General features: G+C 37.4%; 14 protein-coding genes. All 14 read right to left on the bottom strand.

Annotated features, from left to right (window positions below; translation table 11 throughout):
* Positions 1-2 precede the first annotated feature (2 nt).
* Positions 3-1,016, bottom strand: a complete 1,014-nt coding sequence (locus BFM96_RS03620) for a glycosyltransferase family protein (protein ID WP_068990443.1) — start codon at positions 1,014-1,016, stop codon at positions 3-5.
* A gap of 99 nt (positions 1,017-1,115) precedes the next feature.
* Positions 1,116-2,234, bottom strand: a complete 1,119-nt coding sequence (locus tag BFM96_RS03615) for a glycosyltransferase (RefSeq protein WP_068990441.1) — start codon at positions 2,232-2,234, stop codon at positions 1,116-1,118.
* A gap of 2 nt (positions 2,235-2,236) precedes the next feature.
* On the bottom strand, positions 2,237-3,412 hold the full coding sequence (gene cps2T, locus BFM96_RS03610; protein WP_068990432.1) for a beta 1-4 rhamnosyltransferase Cps2T: 1,176 nt from the start codon (positions 3,410-3,412) through the stop codon (positions 2,237-2,239).
* A 4-nt stretch (positions 3,413-3,416) separates the two neighbouring features.
* The gene (locus BFM96_RS03605; RefSeq protein ID WP_068990429.1) at positions 3,417-4,586 is read right to left on the bottom strand and encodes a hypothetical protein; all 1,170 of its coding nucleotides are present in this window, start codon (positions 4,584-4,586) and stop codon (positions 3,417-3,419) included.
* Positions 4,586-5,695, bottom strand: coding sequence for a UDP-galactopyranose mutase (glf, locus tag BFM96_RS03600; RefSeq protein ID WP_068990426.1), 1,110 nt, complete (start codon positions 5,693-5,695; stop codon positions 4,586-4,588). The genes BFM96_RS03605 and glf overlap by 1 nt, the downstream gene beginning before the upstream one ends.
* Positions 5,696-5,705: 10 nt before the next feature.
* The gene (locus BFM96_RS03595; RefSeq protein WP_068990425.1) at positions 5,706-7,154 is read right to left on the bottom strand and encodes a flippase; all 1,449 of its coding nucleotides are present in this window, start codon (positions 7,152-7,154) and stop codon (positions 5,706-5,708) included.
* A gap of 26 nt (positions 7,155-7,180) precedes the next feature.
* Positions 7,181-8,548: a sugar transferase gene (locus BFM96_RS03590; RefSeq protein WP_068990423.1), complete on the bottom strand. Its 1,368-nt coding sequence runs from the start codon at positions 8,546-8,548 to the stop codon at positions 7,181-7,183.
* An 11-nt stretch (positions 8,549-8,559) separates the two neighbouring features.
* On the bottom strand, positions 8,560-9,261 hold the full coding sequence (locus tag BFM96_RS03585) for a tyrosine-protein kinase (RefSeq protein ID WP_068990418.1): 702 nt from the start codon (positions 9,259-9,261) through the stop codon (positions 8,560-8,562).
* Positions 9,262-9,270: 9 nt separating this feature from the next.
* A complete protein-coding gene (locus tag BFM96_RS03580) occupies positions 9,271-9,966 on the bottom strand; it encodes a Wzz/FepE/Etk N-terminal domain-containing protein (RefSeq protein WP_068990416.1) in 696 nt (231 codons plus the stop codon).
* An 8-nt stretch (positions 9,967-9,974) separates the two neighbouring features.
* A complete protein-coding gene (gene cps4B, locus BFM96_RS03575) occupies positions 9,975-10,706 on the bottom strand; it encodes a capsular polysaccharide biosynthesis protein Cps4B (protein ID WP_068990414.1) in 732 nt (243 codons plus the stop codon).
* Positions 10,707-10,710: 4 nt separating this feature from the next.
* On the bottom strand, positions 10,711-12,165 hold the full coding sequence (cpsA, locus tag BFM96_RS03570) for an LCP family glycopolymer transferase CpsA (protein WP_068990411.1): 1,455 nt from the start codon (positions 12,163-12,165) through the stop codon (positions 10,711-10,713).
* A gap of 473 nt (positions 12,166-12,638) precedes the next feature.
* Entirely contained in the window at positions 12,639-13,232 is a 594-nt protein-coding gene (gene nrdG, locus BFM96_RS03565; protein WP_068990410.1) for an anaerobic ribonucleoside-triphosphate reductase activating protein, read from the bottom strand.
* Positions 13,229-13,738, bottom strand: a complete 510-nt coding sequence (locus BFM96_RS03560; RefSeq protein ID WP_068990407.1) for a GNAT family N-acetyltransferase — start codon at positions 13,736-13,738, stop codon at positions 13,229-13,231. Before BFM96_RS03560 ends, nrdG begins: the two co-directional genes overlap by 4 nt.
* A gap of 3 nt (positions 13,739-13,741) precedes the next feature.
* Complete coding sequence (locus BFM96_RS03555; protein ID WP_068990405.1) at positions 13,742-14,245, bottom strand: GNAT family N-acetyltransferase; 504 nt, start codon at positions 14,243-14,245, stop codon at positions 13,742-13,744.
* Between the last annotated feature and the right edge of the window lie 41 nt (positions 14,246-14,286).

Genomic DNA, 14,286 nt, shown 5'->3' with positions numbered 1-14,286 from the left:
TTTTATAAATTCAACAACGCAACCAAACGATCCATTAGACCACGTGACGTATATTTTTTCCAGTATTGAGATTTAGCATTATCCGCCTTCTTCCTTATCTCAATAGAATTAGGATCAAACTTTTCCAATAAGTTTTTTAACTGTAAAATATCTCCGGATTGATAAAATGTGACCATAGACTCATCTACATAGTCACGAACAGCTGGAATATCGTTAACAATTATGGGAACACCCAGACTCATACCTTGTAACATAACCATATGCCCCGCTGATAACTCAACATCTTTTAGAGACAATACTAACATCTTTGAATTTCCCAAAACATCTCCAAAAGTTTCAAGTACTACATCTGAAAGAATTTCTATACGTGAATCGTCAGTTTTAGGAATACGCCATGGCTGATTTGCAATGATTAGTGGCTCAGATAAATAAGAAAGTTCATAAGCTTTTATCAATGTATCATAATCTCTATTACTACCTCCGCCTGAAAACACAAATTCATTTGGTAAAAAACCTTCATAAGTTTTTTCATCAGTATAATCTAAACCATAGTGAATAAATTTAAACTTCTGTTTATATTTTGGGAAGATTCTTGCATAGTATGATACCTCCCTTTCACTGTAAACAACTATATCTTTTATATTTTTTAAAGAAAGATTTACCAAAATTTTTCTTAAAGAGTAATAAAGCTTATTCTTTTTTGGCTCAAATAAAAAACCAGCTAGGACAATGTTTTTATGACCTCTATTGAATAATCCCAAAAACAATCCAACTAACGGATTGATACAAAGAACATTGTCTCCTTCTGTTTTTATAATTTTTTTAGCATAGTTCATCGATTTTTTCCACATCAATACATGATATAAAAAACTGCCTACTATGCTGTAATTTCTGACTTTTCGAATAAGTGAATCTTCATAATCAGTATAAATAACATCTACATCAGAAGCAAAGGTTTTATAATATTCTTCATGTTTCTGATGACACTCATTATCAACAACTATCTGTATCTTCATTTTTCACTATACATATAGAAAAAATTTCTATTATATCTTTCTAATAGATTTTTATAAAACAACACATTTTGGTTAAAAAATAATAGTTTTGTTGTACAATTATATCTTTTGTGTTATTTTTTTATAAGCTTCTAGAGTCCCTTTAGCCGCCTCTTCCCAAGTATATGAGGTTAAAATCTTGTTCTGCAAAACAGAATTATCTCGTTTATTATAAGCTTGATCTACTGCTCTCTTTATACTCTCTATATCATCAGGTGAACAGTAAAAAGCTTCCTCACCAAAATATTCCACAGTCGTGCCTATGTGGCTGACCGCCAAGCTACAACCCATAGCAGCAGCCTCTAAACTAACTAATCCTGGAGTATCTAACCAACTTGGAAGTACACTAACACGACATAGTTTAAACAATTTATAAAGTTTATCATTTGGTATACTTTCTATATAGAAAAAATTTTCATTTTTATCTACAATATCTTTGATACTCTCAAAATATTTTTTAAAATTATCCGACACTTTACCAACTAATATTACTTTATAATCTGTATCTTGGAGAGCTTGCAATAAAGCTAATTGATTTTTCCTTGCTTCAATTCGACCAACACAAATAATTGCATCTTTATATTCTTCAAATTCAGTGTCCTGCACATCACGATACTTTTCTACAATATCTTTATCTATAGCATTAGGGACAACAATGTAATTTTTTTTCTGTACTCCAAATACTTTGTTGAGCATTTGCATCTCAAGTTCAGCATTTGGAAGAAAAATATCTGTATTCTCAATAACGAATTTCTGCATATCAGTATATCCAACTGTTAATAAGTTCACAGTCGATTTATCCCAAATACCCCAATTTTTCAAACCTCGTGCCAATATTTTTAATCTCTCAATATTATCAATATTTAGATAGCGAGATAATAATTTTCTAAGACCATGTTGACCTTTCTGTTCAAATTCTTCCATAGGCCAAAAAATAGTAGATAGAGCAACTGGCTTACCTTGACTTTTGGCATTCTTCATTTGAATATATGTCTCATGTATTCTCGTAATATTTGTTAAGTGAACTAGATCGTAATTAGACAAATCTGGCTCTAACTCTAAACTAATATCAACCTCTACACCTAATTTCTCTAACTGTTCTTTAGTTTTCAATATTTGAATAGTATCTCCGCCAGGCATTTCGTTAAAATTAGCTCTACTTTGTATTAATACTCTCATTGCTATCTTCTCTCATAAAACATTTTCTCATACTCATCAACAATAAAATCCCAAGTAAATCGTTCCTTAACTTGCTCAGTTGATAAAACGTCCATTTTCTGAATTTCTAATGCAGATAGTTTCTCACTCTCATCAATCACCTGATGAAGATTATCTTTTTCCCAATAAATTGCTCCGTCTGCTCCAACCTCACGGTTAAAGCCAACATCAAGCAAAATATTTAATTTAGTTGATGATAATGCCTCTAATAAGGAGGGATTTGTCCCGCCAACTTCATGCCCATGGAAATATCCAAAAGCATGCTCACGGATATATTTTAACAGTTCTTGGTCATAAACAGTTCCAACAAATTTCACTCTGCTATCTTTGTCAAATCCCGTCTCTGCTTTTAATTTTTCATAAAAAGCATTTTTCTCAACATTGGTAATCAGTACAAAATCTTTCCTTGAGTTTGATTTCATAAACTCACGCAACATGGATTCATAGTTATTTTCAGGTACAAATCGTCCAACTACCAGATAATATTCATTTTCTACAATTCCTTTTTCTGAGAACCATCTCCTTACCTTATCATCACTAGATGATAGTTTTGAGGTTTCCAGTTCCGTTCCGTAAGCAATGTAGGTTGTTTTTGGTGAATGTTTTTTATAGTCATTTTGGATATATTTTTCAATATTCTTGCTATCACATACCAATAAATCCGCATGTTTCACCATCAAACTTTCGGAGATTTTCCAATACCTACGAACAGGGCGAGACCATTTTTCTCTGAGCCATTCATGCCCATCTGGATTGACAAGTAATTGTCCTCCCATCTTATGAATCTGTTTCTTAAAATAATGGATGAATGGTCCAATTCGACAAGCTAGAATATAAAATATCGGTTGCTCGTCTTGATTTTCCTTTGATATAGCAATCGCTTTTTTCAAAGCCAATAAATCATAGGCAATTGCTCGTGCAGGTCCGATATTTGGTACATCAATATTGAAACAAGTCGCTCCGTTATGTTCAAAAAAATCTTCAGAGATATTTGATTTCAAAGAATTTTCTCGCATGCAAGCAACATAATACTTGATATCTGATGTTTTTTGATATTCGGTTAGTTTTTCGACAAAGGTTTCAAATCCACCATATTTAGCTGGAATACCTTTTGAGCCTATGATATATAAACTCTTCATTAGATTATCCTCTCTCACTCAGTACACTTGATTTATCTACCTCATTTTGTACAAAATAAATTCCTAAAAATGGGAGAAATGGATTGTACCATATATTAATAAATTGTGGATCCCACATAGAATGCAAAATTATAGCAATAAATGCTACAGAAAAGTAAATAGTTCGATAGTAGTTACACCAACTTAAAATGTAATAACCTATTATAATAAGAAACATAGCTATCAAACCATAATTTATTAATATATTCAAAAAAGAAGAGTCTACAAATAAATACCTACCTCTATATATGCCATCTACATCCTGAGTGTTCCAAATAATTCTATTCCCAAAAATAGACACACCGTATAATTGGAGAGCATCACTTCCTAAACGCACTCTATTAGAAAGAAACTTATCTAGAACTATAAAAAAATAGTTACCTGAACTGTACCACTTTGATAATAAATAAACTAGCAATGTCTCTATAGGAATTAAATATCTTTCTAAAAATAGTATTATTCTATTAGAATATGAAAAATTTATTTTATTTATCTTAATAAATACACTAGATAGAATCACTAAAATAGTGAAGAAAAACGCACTTATCACATCTGTTTTAAGATAATAAAAATAATTAATAAGCAGTAAAACTATCAACTCAAAATATTTAATTTTACTTCCTCTTATATAAATAAGTCCACAAACCATATGAAAAAGTATGTTTGGAGGATAACTCAAATATCTATAACCCATATAGTGAAAAACTTGCCCAGTAGAATTTGCAACAGTAACATCATATGTATATCCCAACATTAGCAGTATTTGAGTAAATATTAATATAAACGAGCTAATAATCACATGGATCTTAACAACTAACTTCAAATTAACATCTCGTATACAACAAATCAACAATAGGAGATTAATAAAAGTCATCAACTTACCAGATTGTAAGCCAATTATAAATATCACTGGAAAAATAATTCCAATACCAATGATAAAATATATTCGAACTTTATTCTCTACAACAATCTTTGTAACCAGTAATAAAAAAGTTAAATAGGTAATTCCAGAAACAACCCAATTCAATTGACTGCTAAAATTAACTGATAATCGTGTTGTATAGAGTAAGTTGATAAAAATCCAAATAGAAAATGCAAAGTAGTATAGAAAAGAATTTATTCTAATTTTGTACATTATTTCACTTCACTCCGTACACACTGCAAAGCGGCTGCAATCACCTGATGCATATCATAATAGCGATAATGCCCCAAGCGTCCACCGAAGATGACCTTATCTTGCTGTTCAGCTAGCTCTTTATAAGCCTTATACAAGTGATTATTACGATCGTTATTCACTGGATAGTAAGGCTCATCCCCCCGTTTCCAAGTCTTAGAATGCTCTCTCGTGATAATCGTCTTATCCTGCGTTCCAAACTCAAAATGCTTATGCTCGATAATTCGTGTATAAGGTGTTTCACTATCTGTATAGTTCACCACTGCATTGCCTTGGTAGTTTGGCATATCAAGCGTCTCTGTTTCAAAATGAAGACTCCGATATTCCAACTCCCCTAGCTCATAATCAAAGAATTCATCAATCATCCCTGTAAAGACAATCTTGGGAAACTCTGCTAGATATGCTTCTTTATTGGCAAAGAAGTCAACATTTACTTCCACATCAATATTCTCATGAGCAAACATTTTCTCAACAATCTGTGTGTAACCGCCAATTGGAATTCCTTGATAAGTATCGTTAAAATAGTTATTATCGTAGGTCAAGCGTACTGGCAAACGACGGATGATAAAGGCTGGTAAATCCTTACAAGACTTGCCCCATTGCTTTTCTGTATAATCCTTAATCAGCTTTTCATAAATATCTGTACCAACTAAAGAAATTGCCTGTTCTTCCAAGTTTTCTGGTGTCTTTCCGCCTAGAATCGCACGTTGCTCATCAATCTTGGCTTGTGCTTCTTCGGGCGTCACCACTCCCCAAAGTTTATGAAAGGTATTCATGTTAAAAGGTAGGTTATAAATCTCTCCCTTATAGTTAGCAATTGGTGTGTTGGTATAGCGATTAAACTCCGCAAATTGATTGACGTAGTCCCACAGCTCCTTATCAGAGGTATGAAAGATATGCGCACCATATTGATGTACTTGGATACCTTCTTCTTCCTTGGTAAAGATATTTCCAGCAATATGATGTCGCTTTTCAATCACCTTTACTTTTTTTCCTGCTAAAGCTGCTTCATGCGCAAATACTGCACCAAAAAGACCTGCTCCTACCACTAAATAATCATAATTCTTCATACATACTACCCTACTTCAATTTTTCTAAAACAGCGTGACTAATACTCAAGACAAACTTTTCCTTTAATACTAATAACATACTGCCATATGTTGTAAAAAAGACAGCTGCTGTACATACAAGTGTTAAAAAAGTTCCTACTGATAAATTCATTTTTACCCCAGTTGTGATAAGAATAGAGATAATGATACTCATCAATATCTTCCACAAGGGAATTGATTTAAACATCGGAATGATTAAATCTCTTAAAAAATAAATTTGAACGAGAACTACCGAACATTCAGCTAAACTTCCTGCCACTGCTGCACCTGCTGCACCAAATAGCGGAATCGTAAAGCAATTGATAAGAAAATCAAGTCCTGCACCAACTATTGTAGACTGAACCACCAATCTTTCCTTGTTCATGGGGACTAAAATTTGAATTCCCATAAGATTAGACAAGCCGATAAAGATAACCGTCGGCAAAATTAACTGCATAGGTAATACAGCTTGTAAAAAAATATTTCCTGACAAAAATAAAATACTTTCTTTAGCCATCAGGATAAAATAAACTGTCAAAGGTAGCGATAAAATCAAGACAAACGTGAAAGCTTTTTGAACTAAAACTTTAAACTCCTGAAATCTCTTTTGCTCATAATAAAATGACAATCTTGGGAGCAAGACGGTTCCTAATGATGTGACTACACTAACCAATATTTGCTTTACCTTCACCGCTGCTGAATAGTAACCAACTTCAATGTCACCTTTTAAAAATCCTATCATCGTCGTATCTACATTTGTATAAATCGTCGTTGATACTGTCAGTAGAAAAAAAGTCAGCGTCGGACGAATATGTTGCTTCACATTCAATTCTTTAGCCGGTTTTAAATCAATTATTCGGCGTAAATTGATAAAATTTAAAAAATTAGAACCGACTCCAGCAAAGACTGTGATAACCCCGTAAGCTATATAATCATCCGAGGTTTTAACTGCTAAATATAATAGAATCAGTGATAAAATTTTAAAAATCAAGGAACGAAGTGTGATATACGAATACTTCTCCAAGGCTTTATACAGCCAATCTACTCCTAATACATTAAAAAGTAGAGTAGATGACATATATAGATATAGTAATTTTTCATTTGCTAATTTAGGAACAGCAAAAACCACCATGAAGAATAGTATTAGCGCAAGCGACATTACAATGGAATTTAATACCACAATTTCTTGAACTGTTTTATTCAAGGCTTCTCTATCATCTCTAATCTTAGCACAAGCTCGAATTCCATAAGTAGGAATCCCCATCATTCCTATCATAGAAAAATAAGCAATGATTGAGGTTGCAAATGTAACTGTCCCTACACCGCTTGCTCCTAAGATTCTAGAAGCATAAGGAAAAGTAATTAGGGGAAAAATAAAGTTAGAAATCGTTAGAATAAAATTCATAATAAAATTTACTCGAACTGAACTATATCGATTCATTGCATACCTAACTTTCTATTTTCATCTTACTTAGCTCCATCTTTCATCATCACTACCTTGAGTGTTTTTAGTAATATCTTAATATCCGACCAGATGGTCCAGCCATCAATGTATTCCAAATCTAGTTTCACAACTTCCTCAAAATCTGTAATCTCACTACGCCCACTGACCTGCCAGAGACCTGTAATCCCTGGTTTGAAGCTTAAGCGGCGCTTTTGGTCAGGAGTGTAGTGCTCATACTCATCCTTCGTTGGGGGTCGTGTTCCTACTAGGCTCATGTCCCCTTTTAACACATTGTAAAACTGAGGCAATTCATCTAGACTAGTCTTTCTGATAAACTGACCAATCGGAGTAATCCGCGGATCATCATCCATTTTAAACATCCCACCCGTCATAGTATTATGCGCCATCAGCTCTTTTTTCCGCTCTTCGGCATCCATATACATCGAGCGAAACTTATAAAAATCAAAAATTCTGCCATTTTGCCCTACACGCTCTTGTTTGAAAATAGCGGGTCCGCCATCCTTCTTGATTTTGGAAGCGAGACAAAGATAAGCAATTCCACACAGGAAAAGCCCTGCTAGGCTTCCTAAAATATCAAGCAGGCGCTTTGCGAAAATATGGCTTGGTTTGTAAAAATTGGTCGAAAAAGTCACGACATTAAAATCACCGACCTCACGCAATTTTTTCTCTCCAGGATAAAAATTAAAGGCATTTAAGACAACATTCACCTGAATTCCCATATTTTCAAATTGGGCAATATAATCCCGAATCGGATAGCCACTTGGAAGATTGATCAAAACCTCATCAACCACTGATTTTGTAGCATAGGAAAGCAACTGCTCTTTTACGACAAAGGGAATGTCTGGATTTCTATAAGCGATGCTATCTACGGTAGAAATAGCGACAATAGTGCCATTGAAAGCTGGGGAAGTCATCAAGCGATGTAAGGTGGCATCTGCACGGTCCAAAATCGTTACGACCAGCATCTTTCGACTACTTTTTAACCGTGGATACAACTCGCGGTAATAGTGTTTGATGAAGGTATTAAGGATGTATTGCCCTATCAGGTTTGCTGCGATAAAATACAGGACACCACGCCGAGAAATAGAAAAGTTATCCTTGAGCATGAAAGACACAAAAGTCGTTAGAATCGCATAACAACTGCTGTATCTCAAGGTTTGAACAAACTCTTCTAAATACCCTCTTCGAAGAATTTTTTCGCTATAACTACTGAGGTAAAAAGCGACGATATGTAAAAAGGATAAAATGACAATGCCACTTCGCGTCAAATCGGTATGCGAAATCATACTGATAACACTCGCGATAAGTAAGACAACAACTAGCTGGATTAAAACCAATACTAACTGTTGAAATTCTCTCCTATCCCCCATACAACCATCTCCTATTTTTTCTGCTTCCCGTAATTTCCATAATTGCCATAAGCACCGTAGGAACCGTACTTATCGACTTGCAAGTCATATCTATTTAAGACCACGCCAAGGAAGGGTGTGCCTGTGCTTTCTAACTGCTCGACTGCCTTTTGGATGGCTTTTCGTTTAATGCTTCCTGCCTGTGTCACAAGGAGACTCGCATCGCACTTTTGAGCGATAATTACGGCATCAATCACCAGACCAACTGGCGGTGTATCTACAATGATGTAATCGTAATGTTGCTCCAAGACCTCAAGCATAGTCGCAAAGTTCTTGCTTTGTAGTAATCCCGTTGGATTTGGAGAGGTCTGACCAGAATCAATGACAAAGAGATTCTCCACATTGGTATCACATAAGCCATTAGACAAGTCTGCATTTCCAGATAGATAGTCCGTCAAGCCTGTAATGCTGGAACGTGTCTTTAAAACTCCTCCTAGCATGACAGAGTTTCGAATATCTGCATCGACTAACAGCGTCCGATAACCCGCACGCGCAAAAGAAATCGCTAGGTTCATTGACGTCGTTGACTTGCCTTCCCCTGGTTGAACAGAAGTCAAAGCAATCGTTTTGATATTTTCACCACTTAGCTGGATATTAGTGCGAAGGGCATTGTAATACTCTTCGACCTTCTTTTGTGAAGCTAATTTTGCTTTCGTTAATTCTAATGTCGGCATAATCTTCCCCTATTTTACTTTTTCAATATCTGGTACAACGCCTAGAAGGCTCAAGCCCATCACTTCTTCGATATCTTCTGGTCTTTTCACGCGATCATCTAAAATCTCAACCACTAGAACCACCAAAGACATGACAACACCACCAGCCAAGAAGCCAAGGACAACATTTCGTTTAACATTTGGTGAAGATGGGGCTGTCGGCACAGAGGCTTCTTCAAGCGTTGTTACATCAGAGACCTTGGTTGTGTCGATAATCTTTTCAGCCGCAGCTTGACGAAGAGTATTGGCGATATGAGCCGCTTCCTCAGGACTATCATCTGTCACGGTAATTGATACGATACGGGTATCCACAGGAACGACTACCTTGATTTTACTCGCTAACCCCTCTGTTCCCTCTTGTAATTTTAATTCCTCCGCAACACGGCTCAACACATCTTGGGATAGGATGATTTCTTTGTAGTCCTTTACCAAGTAAGCACCTGCTTGGAGGTCTTGGTTGGTCAGGGTATTGCCCTCTTGCTGGCGATTGACCACATAGATGCGGGTCGTACTGTCATACTTAGGCTTTGCGACAAACATGCTATAGCCTAGTGCTAAGATAGCGACCACGAAGGCTGTAACGACAATCAAAAATTTTCGCTTCCACAAGGTTTTGATGAGGGACAACACATCAATTTCAACGGTTTGATTTGCTTGGTTATTCATAGTTTCTCCTAAATAATTTCGTCTGCGAGTAACAGCTCTTGATTCTCTTTAAAGAGTTTACGAGCATAAGATTTGCCATATTTTTTGGTGATGATTTGATAAGCTTCCTGCATATAAGGGGGACGACTGTCTAGATTGTGCATGTCGCTAGCCACAAAGTGCACCAAGTCATGCTCCAGGAAAAATTGCGCCCGCTTTTTCATAAATTTGTACTTATCTCCAAAGAGCTTGGGTTTCAAAACACTGGAACTATTGATTTGCATATAGCAGCCCATATTGATCAAGTCACGGACCTTTTTCTCATCATTTTCCAAACAATGATAGCGTTCGATATGTGCCACGACAGGCGTGATTCCTAGACGCTGGATTTTCCCAAGTGCAGCATGAATCTCCTTGTAAGGGGTGCTCATGCTAAACTCAATCAGGGCATAGCCTGTCTGACCAAGGGTTGGGATGCGTTTTTGCTCTAACTTTTCAAGGACATCACTACTATAGTAGATTTCTGCTCCATATAGAATGGTCAAATCATCGGCCACTTCTTTGGCAATGGCTTTGACCTGTGCAAAGTTAGCGGCGATTTTCTCTTCTGGTGTCTCAAACATCCCCTTGCGTCTGTGAGATGTGGAAACAATCGTCCGCACCCCTTGGCGATAGCTTTCTTCTAACAATGCCTTAGTATCTGCTTGATTTTTCGGTCCATCATCGACATCAAAGATGATATGAGAATGAATATCAATCATGTCTTTACTTTCCTTCCATGACCTCTTGGATAGCAGCTTTGGCACTCGCTAGGCTGTCTTGGTTGACTTCCATGACATACAGATTAGCTCCAGGCATAGCATAAGATGGCAAGCCCATCGTTCCTTGGCCTGTCAAGGCTTGCGAATGAACGGTATAGCTTTGACCAGACTCCAGCTGCGCATTGATAAGACCGATCATGGTTTCAAAGCTCATATTGGTCTGTACGGAGTCTTCCAAACCTGAAAGAATTCCTTGATAGTTTCGAAGGGCATCCGTTGAAGTCAATTTCTTAATTAAGGCTGCAATGACCTTTTCTTGGTTTTTCCCACGGTCATTGTCCCCACCTTGTAGCGAATAACGTTCGCGGACAAAGCCCAGTGCTTGATCGGAATTCAGGTGAACATCTCCCACTGGGAAATGGTGCTTCCCATGTAGACTTGTAAATTCTTGGTCATTATAAACATCCACCCCGCCAACTAGGTCAATCAATTTTAAGAAAGAGGTGAAATTCAAGCGGACATAGTAGCTCATGTTAATCCCATAGAGATTTTCAAGTGTGTGAATGGAAGATTCAACCCCATAAATCCCTGCGTGGGTCAGCTTGTCATTTTGGTTATTACCCCCATCTGCGATTGGCACATAAGCATCTCGCGGAGTGGTGGTCAGCAACACTTTCTTGGTCTTGCGATTGACCGTCATGATGATATTGACATCCGAACGTGAGACTGACGAAATCGGTCCATAGGTATCAATCCCGCTGACATAGATGTTAAAGACATCCCCTTCTACCTGACTAGGAGCTGCCTCCACTTTTTTCGTAATTTTATAGGTATAAAGTTTTTTGATTTTTGAAGCAAAGTCTGGATTGTCGCTTTCAATGATGTTCTCAAAAACACTGTTCAAGACCATGGCAGGTGCCTCACCCTTACTCAAGCTTTCATAGGCTGCCACATAGGACGGAGCCGTCTCCACTGTAGGGTGGACTTGCTTCATCTGCGATAAGTTATCCACCAACTTGGTAATATTTTCAGAATCATTTCCTGTCGGCGCAAGAACTGTTGTCAGTTGGCTAACATCTGTAATCTCACTGTCAGCCGGCACAACAATACTCATCTCATACTCTGAGTAATCCGCATTATTTTGAAGACCTTCAGAAAGATTTAAAATTGATTTCACTGCATAAATCGAGCCAGCATTGACGACTAATAAAAGAAGTAAACTAATCGTCGTAAATAGACGCCATTTATTTTTTACAATCAAGATCAAAAATAGAAGGGCTAAGATGACTGCCACCGCTGTCAAGATGACATTAACATACTGAAAGGCCAAGAGCTGGTAGCGGAACATCACAAAAATAAGCCAGGCTGCCATCGCTAGCAATAACAGCAAAAGCGCACTATTTATAACCCGATAGCGCCTTGATTTTTTTGATAATCGCATCCCTTTTTTATGACTCATGATTTTTTAATCCTTTTGTACAAAATATCTCACTTTAATTCTACGCCCTTAAACCTATTATGTCAAGTTAAAGTAGGTTTAATCCATCAATAATAACGTTTTCAGGATATATTTTCACACCATCTGTATATTTTATCATTTTTTATCAAACGAACTCACTCGTTCCGTGTTGGCTAAAAAATAAACATAGCTACATAGCGGTATCCCTTCGTGTTCCTAATACTCATTTAATTTCAAAAATAGCCTTTTTATCTAAACATATTTATTTTGGGTTTGAAGTGTAGAGAACTAAATGAGTTAAACAGGATACTTTTCCAGTAAATAAGATGGATAGTCATAGAACACAGGTGGTTTACATCCAAACCATCTAAGAAAGCATCAAGATGCTAATTTTGATTTTCATTGGGTATAAGCATCTGACAAATACTTCCTTATACACTTATAAAAATAGAGGTGGATTTTGATTTCCACCCCTATGTGTCTCTCACTACCTGTTCATAGTGGTTGGTCCCGTCTTGCAATTTCTCCCAAATCACCACCTGCTGCTCTCTTAGGGATTTTTGGACATCAATAATCCGTTGATTAGACGAACCACGAAATTGCAACATGAGATTGCGCTTGGTCCGATCATATCGGCCATCGACTAGAATGTCGATATAGCTGAGTAATTCTAGCTTATCTGGTGTTTCTAGCATCATTTCTTCCCAAGTATAGCCCGTCCAAGACCAAATATCCTTTTCAGGTAATTCTTTGCGAATCCGCTTGACCAAGGGAAGAAGAATCCCCGTATTGAGAAAGGGCTCACCACCTAGCAAGGTCAAGCCCTGTACGTAGGGCTGGGCAAGGTCCTGCATTATCTGCTCCTCCAACTCCTTTGTATAAGGAATGCCAGCCTTAAAAGACCAGGTTGCCACATTATAGCAGCCCTCGCAATGAAACATGCAGCCAGCAACATAGAGGGAATTGCGCACCCCCTCGCCATCCACAAAATTAAAGGCCTTATAGTCGATAATTCGTCCTTGACTTAATTCTTCACTTTTCCACTCTTGTGGTTTGGGATGATTCATGCTTTCTCCAACTCAATCCAATACCGTTCCGTTTCCCCAATCTGACTTTCCAACTGACCACCTTGTGAAAGAATGGTACGGCGACTTGCTTCATTGTCCACGTGGCAGGTCAGAAGTACACGAGAAATAGCCTTAGCCTTCGCTTCTATCAAGCCCAAACGTAGCTGCTCCTTGGCATAGCCTTTCCCGCGTTCGCTAGGACGAATGCAGTAGCCAATATGGCCATATTCACTCAGTACCGTAGGGGTATTCGTTGTCCTAAGAGCTAATAAGCCGAGCAGACGATTACCCTCGTAGGATAAATAAAGGACAAATGGACCAAGCCCACTTTCTAATACATCCCTCGTTTCTTGTTGGTGCAGCAAGTCAAGCCACTTTTCAAAATTACCATCTGCCTTCTGCCAAGCGTAAATATTACCACTCATCCGTGAGCCAAATCGCTCAAATTCTACTTGCATATCTAAAAAATCTTGCTTGTCTTGTAAAATTGGTCGTCTTAACTCCATGGCCTACTCCCTTTCTAGGTCAATCCAATACCGTTCCGTCCCATCTACTTGATTTTCCAACTGACCACCTTGTGAAAGAATGGTACGGCGACTTGCTTCATTGTCCACATGGCAAGTCAGAAGTACACGAGAAATAGCCTTGGCTTTCGCTTCTAGCAAACCCAAGCGTAGCTGCTCCTTGGCATAGCCTTTTCCACGCTCGCTAGGACGAATGCAATAGCCAATATGGCCACCATGTTGCAGAAGTTTGTCATTGAGCCGTAAGCGAAGGTTTAGAAAGCCCAACGCTCGACCATGCCCATCAAAGGAGACATACTGAATAAACGGCACAAATCCCTCTGGAATTCCTAATCCCCTTTCCGCATTAGTATTGGTTTCTAGCCACTCTTCATAGGCAAAATTCTCCCCAGCAAAAAATCCATCCGTGGGACTATTATTCTGACGAAACTCCTCAATCATCTCTAAAATTGTATCCTTATCTGCTAAGGTTGGTCGTCTTAATTCCATCACTCTCCTCCTTAAGCTCTCTAAAAATCAAAATCTGACTA

Source organism: Streptococcus himalayensis (assembly GCF_001708305.1).
Lineage (GTDB): Bacteria > Bacillota > Bacilli > Lactobacillales > Streptococcaceae > Streptococcus > Streptococcus himalayensis.
Note: the sequence above shows the minus strand (reverse complement) of the source record. Positions and strands in the feature narration are given on the sequence as shown.

What these genes read in the sequence shown, in the direction of transcription:
- BFM96_RS03595 (WP_068990425.1), bottom strand. Translation starts at nt 7,154, where the DNA reads ATGAATCGATATAGTTCAGTTCGAGTAAATTTTATTATGAATTTTATT.
- BFM96_RS03560 (WP_068990407.1), bottom strand. Translation starts at nt 13,738, where the DNA reads ATGGAGTTAAGACGACCAATTTTACAAGACAAGCAAGATTTTTTAGAT.
- BFM96_RS03555 (WP_068990405.1), bottom strand. Translation starts at nt 14,245, where the DNA reads ATGGAATTAAGACGACCAACCTTAGCAGATAAGGATACAATTTTAGAG.
- BFM96_RS03615 (WP_068990441.1), bottom strand. Translation starts at nt 2,234, where the DNA reads ATGAGAGTATTAATACAAAGTAGAGCTAATTTTAACGAAATGCCTGGC.
- BFM96_RS03605 (WP_068990429.1), bottom strand. Translation starts at nt 4,586, where the DNA reads ATGTACAAAATTAGAATAAATTCTTTTCTATACTACTTTGCATTTTCT.
- nrdG (WP_068990410.1), bottom strand. Translation starts at nt 13,232, where the DNA reads ATGAATCATCCCAAACCACAAGAGTGGAAAAGTGAAGAATTAAGTCAA.
- BFM96_RS03620 (WP_068990443.1), bottom strand. Translation starts at nt 1,016, where the DNA reads ATGAAGATACAGATAGTTGTTGATAATGAGTGTCATCAGAAACATGAA.
- cpsA (WP_068990411.1), bottom strand. Translation starts at nt 12,165, where the DNA reads ATGAGTCATAAAAAAGGGATGCGATTATCAAAAAAATCAAGGCGCTAT.
- glf (WP_068990426.1), bottom strand. Translation starts at nt 5,695, where the DNA reads ATGAAGAATTATGATTATTTAGTGGTAGGAGCAGGTCTTTTTGGTGCA.
- BFM96_RS03580 (WP_068990416.1), bottom strand. Translation starts at nt 9,966, where the DNA reads ATGAATAACCAAGCAAATCAAACCGTTGAAATTGATGTGTTGTCCCTC.
- BFM96_RS03590 (WP_068990423.1), bottom strand. Translation starts at nt 8,548, where the DNA reads ATGGGGGATAGGAGAGAATTTCAACAGTTAGTATTGGTTTTAATCCAG.
- BFM96_RS03585 (WP_068990418.1), bottom strand. Translation starts at nt 9,261, where the DNA reads ATGCCGACATTAGAATTAACGAAAGCAAAATTAGCTTCACAAAAGAAG.
- cps4B (WP_068990414.1), bottom strand. Translation starts at nt 10,706, where the DNA reads ATGATTGATATTCATTCTCATATCATCTTTGATGTCGATGATGGACCG.
- cps2T (WP_068990432.1), bottom strand. Translation starts at nt 3,412, where the DNA reads ATGAAGAGTTTATATATCATAGGCTCAAAAGGTATTCCAGCTAAATAT.